The sequence below is a fragment of the Treponema sp. SP13 genome, from assembly GCF_050938355.1.
Taxonomy (GTDB): Bacteria; Spirochaetota; Spirochaetia; order Treponematales; family Treponemataceae; genus Treponema_D; species Treponema_D socranskii.
This window is the reverse complement of sequence record NZ_JADOVM010000008.1, coordinates 63,339-75,781: the sequence shown is the minus strand read 5'-3', so window position 1 is coordinate 75,781 and position 12,443 is coordinate 63,339. Positions and strand designations below refer to the sequence as shown.

Sequence of the window (12,443 nt, the reverse complement as noted above, 5' to 3'; positions counted from 1 at the left end):
AGACACAATCGAAGCTGCCTTTGAACGGCATTATGTTCGGCGCTCTTATGAATCCTCAGGCATTGTTACCGCTTTTGGGTAAAACTTGATTTCTGTTCCAAAGACCGCTCGTGCATTGACAGGTACGCTCGTTTTATGATATAGTCTCAAAACTATCGTTATTTAGTAGGTTCAAGGGGCTGTCCAAAAAGAAAGGACAGTCCTGATTATTTTTAAAGACAAAAGATTTGTTCTATGCTAAAATTTAAGTATGAGCAGAGGAGTAAGCGATAAAATCACATTCAAGGCGTACAATCAGCATGAACAGTGGCTTTTGCCACCGAGCCTGGATGAACTTGTACCGGAAAATCATTTTGTAAGAATTGTTAGTAAAACGGTAGACGAGCTTGGGATAGAAGAAGTATTTGCAAAATATACGAAAGGAGGCGGAGCAAGCCGTTATAATCCTGTGATGCTTGTGAAGGTATTGATTTACTGCTACATGACAAGAACCTATTCTTCACGGCAGATTGCAAAGCAGTGCCGTGAAAATGTACAGGTAATGTGGCTGACAGGATTTCAGAAACCGGACTTCCGGACAATTAATAAATTCCGAAGTGAAAAATTAAAAGACGCAATTGAAGAAATCTTTATCGCAACGGTAAAGCTCCTGAATAAAAAAGGCTATGTCAGTCTTGAGAAATATTTTGTAGACGGAACAAAAATCGAAAGTGCTGCAAATAAATACACCTTTGTCTGGAAAAAGGCTGTTGAGAAAAACGAGAAAAAGCTCGATGAGAAGCTCAAGGTATTTCTGAATGATGTAGAAGAAATCACTCGTAAAGAAGATCAAGTTTACGGGGATAAGGATTTTGCAGAAACAGGAAATGATGATCCTGTAACAAGCGAAGATATAAAGGAAGCAGCCGAAAAAATCAAACAGAGACTTGCCGAAATAAATGACCTTGATGCTGACGAATCAAAAGACGTAAAAAAAAACTGAAAAAGGCAAAACGACAGATAGAAACTGATTATCTTCCACGCAAAACGAAGTACGAAAAGGCAAAGGCGACCTTCAAGGGCAGAAACAGTTACTCAAAAACAGATGAAGAGGCAACTTTCATGCGAATGAAAGAAGATCATATGCTCAACGGACAGCTCAAGCCCGGCTACAACATCCAGGTCGGGACGGAGAACAATTTTGTCATAGGTTATGATGTTTTTCCAAATCCTACAGATACAAGAACCTTTATCCCTCATCTTGAAAATGTTCAGAATCGATTAAAATGTAAATTTAAAACAGTTATTGCAGATGCCGGCTATGGGAGCGAGGAGAATTATGATTATCTTGAAGAAAAAGAAATTACAGGAATTGTAAAATACCCAAGTTATGAAAAAGAAACAAAGAGGAGTTTCAAAAAGAAAATCTTTAATGCTGAAAACTGGAAGTATGACGCAGCACAGAAAGAATATACCTGTCCGTGTGGAAATCGCGTACCATTAAAAAAACTGTTCAAAAGCGCAATGCTTCAGGATATTTGCAGCGTTATGATGTTTATCAATGTGAAAACTGTGAAGGCTGTCCGTTCAGAGAAGCCTGTACCAAATCTGAATATGGCAGGATGATTCAACGAAATGAACATTGGATTTCTCAGAAAACAAAAGTAAAAGAACTTCTTTCGACTGATGAATACAAACGACTTATGAAAAAACGTTCAACTGAATGTGAAACTGTGTTTGGACAGGTTAAAGCCAATATGAAATTTAGAAGATTTCATCTTCGTGGAAAGGAAAAAGTGGGAACCGAATGGGGATTATTGATGCTTGGATATGATTTTAAGCAGCTTGCCCGAATGATGAACGCGTAAAACAAAAAAACGACGCTCAAAAAAAATCGAAAATCGAACCCTTCACCAAAAAAAGCTGTCCTTACTGCTGTTGGCAATAACTTCTTGGACAGCCCCTTTGGAAATTACACACGAAGGTGCAATTTTCATACAATTATCAATTAAGCTCCACCTCCTTCAACTTCCCATTTTCGATTGTATATTTATACATCTTCCATTTCTTTTCGTTTTTTGCTTTTTGGAAGGCGTTACTCAGTTCCTCAGGTGAAGTAAAGTTCCTATGGTTGCCATCGTGGTTTCCTTGGAATTCTCCTTCGAAGTAAAGAATGCACTTTGCGTTGTCGTCTGCAGTGCGCTTCGGTAAATCGTTAAAGATTTGTGTAAATACTTCGGCGTTAAGCTGATTAAAGGTGCAGCTCAGCTCTTTCAAATTGCTTAAGCCTTGTATGCCAAGAGAGGTAAGCCCGTTGGCATTGCAGTACAGCGTTTGCAAAGCGCTCAAGCCCTGTACGTTAAGATCGGTAAGTTTATTTTCGTCGCAGCTCAGCTCTTTCAACTTGCTTAAGCCTTGAACGTTAAGGCTGGTAAGTTCATTGGTGCCGCAGTTCAGTTTTTGCAAATTGCTCAAGCCATGTACGTTAAGGGATGTAAGCTTATTTCCCCAGCAGCGCAGCTCTTCCAAAGCGCTTAAGCCCTGTACGTTAAGGGCGGTAAGATTATTCTTACTGCAGTTCAGCCATTGCAAAGCGCTTAAGCCCTGTACGTTAAGGGCGGTAAGCTGATTAGCCTCGCAGTTCAGCTTTTTCAAATTGCTCAAGCCCTGTACGTTAAGGGCTTTAAGCTGATTTTCGTCGCAGTTCAGCCATTGCAAAGCGCTCAAGCCCTGTACCTTAAGATCGGTAAGCTGATTTTTACTGCATTTCAGCTCTTTCAAAGCGCTTAAGCCTTGTACGTTAAGGGCTTTAAGCTGATTTTCGTCGCAGTTCAGTCCTTGCAAAGCGGTGCAGTCTTGTACATTAATAGCGGTAAGCTGATTTCGGCCGCAGTTCAGCCCGATGATCTTGCCTTTAAGGACTACCGTTGTAACTCCTGGTTTCACGTGCAGTTCGGTTTCTGTGCCGTATCCAAGACTTGTTTCGTCGCAGCCTTCTACCGTTATGGCGGATCCGCCCGAGGTTATTGCCATAACTTTGATGGTAGAATGACCGGGGCTCAGGGTAAGCACGGCAGAGCCGACTTCAAAGCTCACCTTTACGTTGAGCGTTTCTGTTACGTGGTGGGTATAGGTGTTTGACGTGCCGCCTGTAACGGCGCCGTCTACCTTCCACTCTTTTACATTGCAGCCCGTCTCAGGCGTTGCGGTAAAGGTTACGGTTTTGCCTTCTTCAACCTTGTCTCCCGAATGGATTTCGTTGCCGTCAACCGTTGCTTTGAGCGTTCCGTTTGCCGGTGTGCCGTCTACGCTGAAGGTGATTGTATAAAGCGGTGTCCACTCTGCGGTGTATTCGGCATCGGCTGCAGGAAAGAGAAGCGGGGACGGCAATGCGGGATTCCACCCTTTAAAAACGGCATCCGTTTTAACGGGAACGGGAGCGGTAAAAGCCACTCCGTATTTGCCCGTTTTTACGATAGGCCCCGCATCGCTTCCGACGCTGCCGCCTGCAAGGTTAAAGGTTACGTTTACCGTGTTGCGTTCGTAAAAGAGTTGTACAACCGTAGAGCCGTCGGCGTTTATCGTGCCGCTTATTTGGGTATGCGCGGAATTGTAGGTAAAGCCTGCGTAGGTTTTCTGCGTATACGCGGCGCTTTCTCCGACCTTACCGCTTAAACTTTCCGTTTCCGTCGGTTCTGCAGGATAGCCGCCTTCCGCTTTTTCCTGATAGTGTTTTACCGTATACGAGGCTTCGCCTTCCGGAAGTTTTTGAAAGCTCACCTTTACTTCGACCGCTTTTGTAATGATGTGGGTATAGGTGTTTGACGTGTTGCCTGTAACAACGCCGTCTGTCTTCCACTCTTTTATTTTGCAATTTGTGGCGGGTATTGCGGTAAAGACAACGGTTTTGCCTTTTTCAACCTTGGCTCCCGAATGGATTTCACTGCCGCCGACCTTTGCTTTGAGCGTGCCGTTTGCCGGTGTGCCGTCCACGCTGAAGGTGACGGCAAAGGGGCCCGGAGGTGCGGGCGGCGTTCCGCTTCCGCCTGTGTCCGAGCCGCCTGCAGCGTTCGAGCAGCCGGTAAACAGCAGCGCCGCCGTCAAAAGTGCGGCTGTGATGAGCGCTGCCGCTCCTCCAAAGGCACATACATTTGCCTTTACATTGCTTTGTTTCATAGCAATACTCCTTTTGTGTGAGATGAAAATAAAAAAAGCGCGCCGACGGATGATTCCTTTCGGTACGCTTGTTGTGCGGGAGTTTTGAGAAAATTGTGTTGTTGTGTTTCGGGTATAGTTTACGCTACGCGAACGAACGAACGAACGAACGAACGAACGAACGAACGAACGAACGAACGAACGAACGAACGATTATACGGTGCCCGCGCGCTTTGTCAAGTACCCGTGCGCTCTTTTGTGCGTTTCGCGAAAAAAACAGAGTTGTGCCGGCACCGGCGGTTTTGTTCATAAATCCTCGTCGTAAAAATTTGCGGGACAGTCTTAAGATGACTGATGGACACTTCTAAAAACTTGGTCAGATTTTTAGCGGTATTTATCATACCCTTTTCCTTTGCAAATTTCAACTGCGGGCATAAACGACCTTACGCCCCGTGTCAAACGAGGGCGATCCGTGCTATACTGGTATCATGCGTACCATTTATCGCGCGCTTTGTTTTTCCGCCGCGCTTTTCGTTTTTACAAGCTGCTTTCAAAAGGCGAAAGGATGCGATGATGAAAACACGCTCGTCGTCGCAAGCCCCCATCCGCTCGTGCTCATCGTTCCCGTCATAGAAAATTTCGAAAACGAAACGGGGATTCGAGTCGAACTCGTACAGGGCGGCACAAAAGAAATACTCAAAGCCCTTCAAATGCACCCCGACGCATCTCCGTACGATGTGCTGTGGGGCGGCTCCTACGCGTCGGTGCTCCCCGCTTCTTCTCTCTTCGATTCCTACATCAGCGTAAACGAAGCGTATATCCGAAGCGAATACAAAAACGTCGAAGGGATGATGAACCGCTTTTCCGACGTGCCGAGTGTTCTGATGATAAACAAAAAACGGTTGGGAGACGTCGCCGTTTCGGGTTACGGAGACCTCCTCAATCCGAAATTAAAGGGCGCGATCGCCTTCGGAAACCCGGAAACGTCGTCGTCGGCATGGGAACATTTAATAAATATGCTCTATGCCGAAGGCAAAGGAAATCTCGGCGTCGGCTGGGACTATGTGGCAAAGTTGTGTGCAAATCTCGACGGTACCCTCTTAAACTCTTCGAGCGCGGTGTACAACGGAGTAGCGGACGGGCGCTTTGCCGTCGGCTTGACCTTTGAAGAAGGCGGCGCCAATTTTGCCGAAAAAGACGACAACATCGCTCTCGTGTACATGCAAGAAGGCGTCGTCTTTACTCCCGACGGCGTCTATATGCCGAAAAAAATCCGGCACAAAGACAATGCCGTCCGATTTATCGATTATGTGACGGGAAAAAACGTACAAAGCTATATCGCAAAAAAAATGAACCGCCGCTCCGTGCGAAGCGACGTCGAAACGAAAAGCCTGCTTCCGGCCAAAAGCGGCATCAAAAGCATCCCCGTCGATTACGCATATACGACGTCGCACCAAAGCGAATGGGTCGAACGCTTTCTCGATATCTTCGAAAGCGCGAGGCAAAGCGATGAATAATACTATGCACTTTAAAGAAGAGATACGCCGCTCGTTTATAGCGCACTCGCTCGTCCCGTCCGTTGCCTTTGCAAGCGTCGTCATTTTCATATCCGCTTTGCTGTGGAACATCAATCTCTACCGTACCCTCGCGCGTGAAAACAAAAATGCCCTAGCCGTTTTGAGTGAAGCCGTAGCCTCATACGACGCTTTTATCAACGAACAAAGTTTTTTCCCCGAAGCGCTTTTTGACGACGCATCGTCCGTTTCCGGAGCATATACCATGCTTAAGGAGTTTATCCATACGCAAAAAATTCCCGCCGATTTTACGCTGCTTTCCCCGTCGTACGCCGTTGTGCTTGAGGGAAGCGCGGACAACGAGTTTATAGTTCCCGAATGGCAAAATCAATTCATCTGGGGTGCCCTCGGCAGAATGCGGGAAAATCCGAATCGAACGGTGATAGAACTCTCGTCCGAGTATAACGCAGGCGGCAAAAGCGAAATCGTCATCGGACGCGCACTCGACGCAAAATACAGGATCGGCGGTTACATTGTCTTTACGATAGACGAAAAAGACATACGCGCATCGCTCAATCCGCTTCTTTCCTTTGCGATCACCGACAGAAAGGGTACGCTTTTTACGGCTTCTTTTCCGTATGCGGCGAACGCATTCGGAAAGCTTTCGGACAACTATCGAAGCGATAAGCGATATTATTTTACGGAAAACGAAGCGGTATTCCGCACGTCGACGGCAGACGGCGCCTTCGACGTCTATACGTTTCAAAGTACACAGCAGATGCGAAGCGCTTTTTTAATAATCGCTTTGACGACGCTTTCGCTTCTCGCCTTGGTCATCGCAGGGCTTTTCGTAAGCGCGGGCAAAATCGCCGAAAAAGAATCGCGTTCTCTTATGCAGATCGCAGAAGGGTGCGCTGAAGTCGAACGCGGCAATCTCGCAGAGCGCCTTTCGGTCACGGGCAATATCGAATTCCAAAAGATCGCAAATGCGTACAACGATATGCTCGACACCGTACAGCGCCTCATCGATGAAAACAAAAAGGAAGCGCACGAACGCTACGTCGCCGAAATCAAACAGCTAGAAATGCAGTTCAATCCGCACTTTTTATACAACACGCTTGAAAATATTAAATTTTTAATAAAACTCGATCCCGATAAAGCGCAAAAAACGATCCTCCGTCTTTCGGAACTCTTGCGCTATAGTGTCGACAACGAAGCGCCGACTGCTCGGATCGGTGAAGACATCCGCCGCATCGAACATTATCTGTACATCTTAAAACTCCGTTTCGGCAAAAAATTCGTGTACGAAATCGATGTGCCGGACGAAGTACAAAACTGCGTCGTGCCGAAGCTCATCGTGCAGCCCTTAATCGACAATTCCGTCAAACACGGCTTCGCAGACAGAGAGCGCATGAAAGTCTCGATCGGAGCGCATACGGTCGGGAAAAAACTGTATATTGTCGTGCGCGACGACGGAGCGGGCATGAGCGAAGATGCGCTTAAAGCGATGCGAAAACTCATTCGTTCACAGAGCAACAAAACGAATCACATCGGCTTATACAATGTCGAGAGGCGCATCGAGCTTTTGTACGGAAGAGAATACGGCATGACGATCGACAGCGCAGCGGGCAGCGGAACGACCGTGCACATAAGCCTGCCCGTCATTCGGAGCAAACTATGATACGAATTCTAATCGCCGAAGACGAAGAGATTATCCGTTCGGGACTTTTGTATACGATCGACTGGCTTTCCATGAACGCCGTCGTCGTCGCTTCTGCGGCAACGGGTACGGAAGGGCTCGAAAAGATAAAAAGCCTGCGCCCCGATATCGTAATCACCGACATAAAGATGCCGGGCATGAGCGGACTCGATATGATAGCGGGGGCGCAAAAAGAAAAAATCGATTTTATCCCGATCGTGCTTACAAGCTATTCCGATTTCAACTATGCGAAAAATGCCATCGCCCTCCGCGTCTTCGATTATCTTTTAAAACCCGTAGACGAAGAAAAGATCAAAGAAGTCGTATCCCGTGCAAAAGCGGAGCTTATAAAAAACCGCAGCGCGCAAAAAGCCGAACGCGAGGGAAACGCCGGCAGCGCCCCGTCGCCGTTTCTTCCGCCCTTGGTTTCCGACAATCCGTATATCGCAGCCTGCCTCAGCGCGATCGAACAAAACTACGCGGGGCATCCGAACATCGAAACGCTTGCCGAAACGCTCAAAGTGAGTGCAAGTTATTTGAGCAGATTATTTAAAAAACACACGTCGATGACTTTCCTCGATTTTTTGAACACGTATCGGATTCAAAAAGCCGTAAGCCTCCTTTCCGATCAAAAATACCGCGTCTACGAAGTCGCATCGATGACGGGTTTTTCGTCGTACAAGCGATTTTACGAAGTGTTCAAATCCTATGCGGGTTTTCCTCCGACGGAACTCGCAAAGCCGGACGGAAAACGGAAAAACCGAACACCCGACTGAGTGCAGCCGATTTTTTACATTCACGTCATTATTTAGAAAATATAGTTTTCGATACGCTTGTCCCGATCGGCTGCAAGCCTGCTTCGCCGTCTGTCCGCGTCGCACTCCGTTCGGTTCATTTTTCGGGATATTTTTATATAAAATCGGCATTGCGAATATGGAATTCCCCCCTTACAATTTTCTTAAAGATATTCAATATCCGGAGGATTTCCATTATGAAAAAGATTTGTGCAGTCATCGGCTCGCTTTTGCTCGCCGGCAGCATGCTCTTTGCCGCCGGCAACAAAAACGCCGGTTCTCTCGTCGTCTACGGCTCTTGCGAAGAAGAATACGTCAGCGCCGTATGTGCAAAATTCGAAAAGCTCACCGGTATCAAAACGAGTTACCAGCGCCTTTCGACGGGCGAAGTGCTCACGAAGATCGCCGAAGAAAACGGTAAGCCGTCGGCGGACGTATGGTTCGGCGGCACGACGGATCCGTACAACGAAGCTACGGCAAAAGGGCTTTTGCTCCCGTACAACGCAAAAAATGCAAAACACATTATCGCACCGCAGTTCAAAGATGCGAACAACAACTGGTTCGGAATTTACCGCGGCATCCTCGGCTTTTTTTGGAACACGGAAGAGATGAAGCGTCTCGGTATCCAGCCGCCGAAAGACTGGGACGATTTGACAAAAGCGCAGTACAAAGGCTTGATTTCGTTCGCAAACCCGAATACGGCGGGAACGGGAAAACTCATCGTCAACACGATGGTGCAGATGAAGGGACACGACAAAGCGATGGAGTTCTTCAAAGCGCTTGATAAAAATATCGTACAGTATACGAAGTCCGGTTCCGGCCCGTCGAAGCTCGTTCCGACCGGCGAAATCGTCATCGGTATCGGCTTCCTGCACGACGTCGTCTATCAGATCGTCGACAACGGCTACGACAATTTGGGCATGACAGCTCCTTCGTCCGGCACGAGCTACGAAATCGGAGCGACGGCGATTTTCAAAGGCGCGAAAAACGTCGAAAACGCACAGAAATTCATCGAATTCGCGCTGTCCCCCGACTGCGTAAACCTCGCTCAGGAAAACGGTTCGTATCAGTTCCTCGTCATCGACAATGCGAAGCCCGTCAAAGCCGCCGTCAAAGCCGGCCTCGATAAAATCAAAACGATCAACTACGATTTCGAAGACGCGAAATACCACACGTCGCAGTACGTACAGGATTTCTTTAAAGTCATCGCAAGCGACGACCGCGTTAAGACCAAATAATCAACATACCCCGACGCAAGCGTCGGGGTATGTTGTTCTCATAAGGTGGTTGCAGTCGGCTTTAATACCCTTTGTTACGACGCAAGCGTCGGGGTATTAAACCCTCCGCACGAATAATTATTAATTTCAATTACCGCTGCGGTGCGATCCGTGCCGCAGCACATCATCTTTTTTCGTGGATTTTTATTATGACAAAACCATACAGCGCCGGAACGCAAAGCAAAACGCTCGAAAGAAAAAAATTGTTTGCCGATCCGATTCTCATCACCGCAATATTCGCAATATTTTTATTTTTGGTTTTATTTATCGTCTATCCCCTGTCGATTTTGCTTGTCGACAGCGTGTACGAAGAAAATCAAATCACGCTTTCCGTATTCGCCCGCATTTTCGGGATGTCGGGCTTCCGAAAAGCGATTTCAAATACACTGCAGCTCGGTTTTATCTCAGGCATCCTCGCCACTCTTATCGGATTTCTGTTCGCATACGTCGATATGTACGTCAGCGTCGGAAACAAATTCGTCAAAGGCCTGTTTAAAATCGTTTCCGTGCTGCCGGTCGTCTCACCGCCTTTCGTCCTCTCTCTTTCGGCGATCATGCTTTTCGGCCGCACCGGTATAATCACGCGAAGCCTGTTCAATTTGAGTACGACAAAATTATACGGCCTTCCGGGCATCTGCCTCGTACAGACGCTTACCTTTTTTCCCGTCTGTTACCTCATGCTCAAAGGCTTGCTTAAAAACATAGATCCTTCACTCGAAGAAGCCGCCCGCAACATCGGCGCTTCCCGGTGGAAAGTGTTTACGTCGGTAACGCTTCCGCTTTTGCTTCCCGGCCTCGGAAACGCCTTTCTCGTAACCTTTATCGAATCGGTTGCGGACTTTGCAAACCCGATGATCATCGGAGGAAACTTCGACACGCTCGCAACGTCGATTTATCTGCAGCTCACCGGCGCATACGATAAAAGCGGAGCCACGGCAATGGCCGTCGTGCTTCTCTTCATTTCGATGAGTTTATTCATCGTCGAAAAATATCGGCTTGAGCGGAAATCGGTCGCCACCCTTACGGGCAAAGCCTCTCGGGAGCGCATGCGCATAAAAGACAAAAGCGTGCGCGTTCCGCTCGTCACGATCAGCATCGTCATTTCGCTGTTCGTCATCGTGCTCTACGTTCTCGTCGTATTCGGCTCTCTCTTTAAAATCTGGGGACGGAACTACAGCCTGTCGCTGAAATGGTATCAGTACGTGTTTAAAAATAACGGATACAAAGTATTCCTCGATTCGATTTGGCTTTCGCTCATCGCATCTCCCATCACCGCACTCATATCGATGATAATCGCCTACCTCGTCGTAAAGCGGAAGTTTGCAGGAAAGGGATTTATGGAATTCATCGCGATGCTCGCGATGGCGGTTCCGGGAACGGTTCTCGGCGTCGGCTTTATACGAGGATTCAACAGCGGCATCTTTCACTCCGGTTTTATGCAGGGGCTCTACGGCACCGGAGCGATCCTCGTCATCGTGTTTATCGTGCGTTCGCTTCCGATCGGCACGCGAAGCGGCATCGCAGCACTCAGACAGATCGACAAATCGATCGAAGAGTCCGCCTACGATTTGGGCGCAGACAGCTTCACCGTATTTACGACGGTGACGCTTCCGCTTATTAAAGATTCGTTTTTCAGCGGACTCGTTACGACTTTCGTGCGCTCCATCACGGCGATTTCCGCGATCATTCTGCTGGTCACTCCGCAGTTCGTGCTCATCACCGTGCGCATCAACGAACATGCGGAAAAAGGCAACTACGGCATAGCCTGTGCATACGCGACCATACTGATCGTCATCACGTATACGGCGATTACGCTGATGAATCTGTTTACCGGAAAATTCGGCACAAGCCGCAAACAAAAATAACAAGGGGAATATTATGTCAAAAGAACAAAAGGGCGTACGCCTCGATCACATAACGAAGATTTACAAAGATTATAAAACGGAAAAAGATTTCGCCGCCGTTGACGACATTTCGCTCGACATCAAACCCGGCAGCTTTGTCACCCTCCTCGGTCCTTCAGGCTGCGGAAAGACGACGACGCTCCGCATGGTCGCGGGATTTGAAAGCCCCGACAAGGGCGAAATCTACATCGGCGCTCAAGCGATCAACGAACTCACGCCGAATAAGCGCGATACGGCAATGGTGTTCCAAAGCTACGCGCTCCTACCGCACTACAACGTCTTCGACAACATCGCCTACGGCCTAAAGATCAGAAAAGTTGCAAAAAACGAAATAGCCGAGCGCGTTATGGCCATGCTCAAACTCGTCGAACTCGAAGGGCTCGAAGGCCGCATGACGAATCAGCTGTCGGGCGGACAGCAGCAGCGAGTCGCCCTCGCGCGCGCACTTGTCGTGCAGCCGAGCGTTTTGCTTTTCGACGAACCGCTTTCGAATCTCGACGCAAAGCTCCGCGTCGCAATGCGCACCGAAATCAGACGCATCCAGCAGACGGTCGGCATTACGGCGATTTACGTTACGCATGATCAAGCGGAAGCTATGAGCATCTCCGACCAAATCATCATTATGAACAAAGGAAAAATCGCGCAGATGGGAACGCCGCGCGAAATCTACTATCAGCCGAAAGACGAATTCGTCGCGGACTTTATCGGCGAAGTAAACTTCCTAACCGGAAGCGTAACGTCGATCGATTCCAAAGCCATACATGTCGACGTCGGAGGCGTCGATATCACCGCCGAATCGTTTGAAAAAGTTTCTAAGGGTGATCCGTGCAAAATCGTACTGCGCCCCGAATCGATTACGCTCGCAGACCAAGGAGTGCTCCCGTGTACGGTAACGCTTTCGACGTTTATGGGTTCGTATCAGTATTATCAGGCTGATGTAAACGGCATGATGATCAAGATCACCGAATACAACCCGAAAAACCGTAAGCTCTACCAAGCAGGCGACAAAGCCTACCTCAACTTCGAAAGCGGCAACCTGCACATTCTCTAGCGCAAGTCCCGTACAAAACCCCGACTCGGCCGCATGCACCTCGCATTTGCCGGCCGAGCGTTCGGGAGCG

The 12,443-nt window shown here is 48.1% G+C and carries 10 protein-coding genes; 9 read left to right on the top strand and 1 reads right to left on the bottom strand.

The window, feature by feature from the left end:
- Positions 1–250 precede the first annotated feature (250 nt).
- The 3 genes from IZU26_RS12510 to IZU26_RS12500 all read left to right on the top strand — a co-directional run bounded on the left by IZU26_RS12510 (position 251) and on the right by IZU26_RS12500 (position 1,847).
- Positions 251–982, top strand: coding sequence for a transposase (locus IZU26_RS12510; RefSeq protein ID WP_433279428.1), 732 nt, complete (start codon positions 251–253; stop codon positions 980–982).
- Between the two features lie 119 nt (positions 983–1,101).
- Positions 1,102–1,605, top strand: a complete 504-nt coding sequence (locus tag IZU26_RS12505; RefSeq protein WP_433279426.1) for a transposase — start codon at positions 1,102–1,104, stop codon at positions 1,603–1,605.
- On the top strand, positions 1,518–1,847 hold the full coding sequence (locus IZU26_RS12500; protein ID WP_433279424.1) for a transposase: 330 nt from the start codon (positions 1,518–1,520) through the stop codon (positions 1,845–1,847). The genes IZU26_RS12505 and IZU26_RS12500 overlap by 88 nt, the downstream gene beginning before the upstream one ends.
- A gap of 136 nt (positions 1,848–1,983) precedes the next feature.
- Here the strand turns inward: IZU26_RS12500 and IZU26_RS12495 are convergent, their stop codons facing one another.
- On the bottom strand, positions 1,984–4,155 hold the full coding sequence (locus tag IZU26_RS12495) for an InlB B-repeat-containing protein (protein WP_433279422.1): 2,172 nt from the start codon (positions 4,153–4,155) through the stop codon (positions 1,984–1,986).
- 467 nt (positions 4,156–4,622) lie between these two features.
- Here IZU26_RS12495 and IZU26_RS12490 point away from each other — a divergent pair, with 467 nt between their 5' ends.
- The 6 genes from IZU26_RS12490 (at position 4,623) to IZU26_RS12465 (ending at position 12,373) form a co-directional block, all read left to right on the top strand.
- The gene (locus IZU26_RS12490; RefSeq protein WP_310823676.1) at positions 4,623–5,651 is read left to right on the top strand and encodes an extracellular solute-binding protein; all 1,029 of its coding nucleotides are present in this window, start codon (positions 4,623–4,625) and stop codon (positions 5,649–5,651) included.
- The gene (locus IZU26_RS12485) at positions 5,644–7,329 is read left to right on the top strand and encodes a sensor histidine kinase (protein ID WP_433279420.1); all 1,686 of its coding nucleotides are present in this window, start codon (positions 5,644–5,646) and stop codon (positions 7,327–7,329) included. The genes IZU26_RS12490 and IZU26_RS12485 overlap by 8 nt, the downstream gene beginning before the upstream one ends.
- Entirely contained in the window at positions 7,326–8,123 is a 798-nt protein-coding gene (locus IZU26_RS12480) for a response regulator (RefSeq protein WP_433279418.1), read from the top strand. Before IZU26_RS12485 ends, IZU26_RS12480 begins: the two co-directional genes overlap by 4 nt.
- A 215-nt stretch (positions 8,124–8,338) precedes the next feature.
- Positions 8,339–9,379: an ABC transporter substrate-binding protein gene (locus IZU26_RS12475; RefSeq protein ID WP_021329798.1), complete on the top strand. Its 1,041-nt coding sequence runs from the start codon at positions 8,339–8,341 to the stop codon at positions 9,377–9,379.
- A gap of 188 nt (positions 9,380–9,567) precedes the next feature.
- On the top strand, positions 9,568–11,283 hold the full coding sequence (locus tag IZU26_RS12470; RefSeq protein ID WP_021495452.1) for an ABC transporter permease: 1,716 nt from the start codon (positions 9,568–9,570) through the stop codon (positions 11,281–11,283).
- A 13-nt stretch (positions 11,284–11,296) separates the two neighbouring features.
- Positions 11,297–12,373 carry an ABC transporter ATP-binding protein gene (locus IZU26_RS12465; RefSeq protein ID WP_021329801.1) on the top strand — a complete coding sequence of 359 codons (1,077 nt, stop codon included), beginning with the start codon at positions 11,297–11,299 and terminating at the stop codon, positions 12,371–12,373.
- Positions 12,374–12,443: the final 70 nt, after the last annotated feature.

What these genes read in the sequence shown, in the direction of transcription:
- IZU26_RS12510 (WP_433279428.1), top strand. Translation starts at nt 251, where the DNA reads ATGAGCAGAGGAGTAAGCGATAAAATCACATTCAAGGCGTACAATCAG.
- IZU26_RS12505 (WP_433279426.1), top strand. Translation starts at nt 1,102, where the DNA reads ATGCGAATGAAAGAAGATCATATGCTCAACGGACAGCTCAAGCCCGGC.
- IZU26_RS12495 (WP_433279422.1), bottom strand. Translation starts at nt 4,155, where the DNA reads ATGAAACAAAGCAATGTAAAGGCAAATGTATGTGCCTTTGGAGGAGCG.
- IZU26_RS12490 (WP_310823676.1), top strand. Translation starts at nt 4,623, where the DNA reads ATGCGTACCATTTATCGCGCGCTTTGTTTTTCCGCCGCGCTTTTCGTT.
- IZU26_RS12485 (WP_433279420.1), top strand. Translation starts at nt 5,644, where the DNA reads ATGAATAATACTATGCACTTTAAAGAAGAGATACGCCGCTCGTTTATA.
- IZU26_RS12480 (WP_433279418.1), top strand. Translation starts at nt 7,326, where the DNA reads ATGATACGAATTCTAATCGCCGAAGACGAAGAGATTATCCGTTCGGGA.
- IZU26_RS12475 (WP_021329798.1), top strand. Translation starts at nt 8,339, where the DNA reads ATGAAAAAGATTTGTGCAGTCATCGGCTCGCTTTTGCTCGCCGGCAGC.
- IZU26_RS12470 (WP_021495452.1), top strand. Translation starts at nt 9,568, where the DNA reads ATGACAAAACCATACAGCGCCGGAACGCAAAGCAAAACGCTCGAAAGA.
- IZU26_RS12465 (WP_021329801.1), top strand. Translation starts at nt 11,297, where the DNA reads ATGTCAAAAGAACAAAAGGGCGTACGCCTCGATCACATAACGAAGATT.